Raw genomic sequence first — 234 nt, forward strand, 5'->3', positions numbered from 1 at the left:
GTTGCGACCGACGGCACGCGCACGACGCTGACCTATGATCCGTCCTCGGGCAATCTCACCCAGTCGGTGTTGCAGGCAACAAGCGGGGTGGTCACCACCAAGACCTATACCGCCGGCGTGTTGACGCGGACGGTTGTGGCGAACACGGACGGTTCGGTTGACTATTACTACTATAACATCACCGGCCAGACTTACACGAGCCAGCATCTGACGGTGAATGCCGCAGGCGTCACC

Annotated in this window: 1 protein-coding gene; it reads left to right on the forward strand. The window is 60.3% G+C overall.

Annotated elements, in window-relative coordinates; translation table 11 throughout:
* Positions 1 to 234: hypothetical protein (locus V5F66_RS22300; RefSeq protein WP_394054072.1), on the forward strand; the 234-nt coding region annotated here is incomplete at both ends.

This window comes from Xanthobacter versatilis (assembly GCF_043193975.1).
Taxonomy (GTDB): domain Bacteria; phylum Pseudomonadota; class Alphaproteobacteria; order Rhizobiales; family Xanthobacteraceae; genus Xanthobacter; species Xanthobacter autotrophicus_E.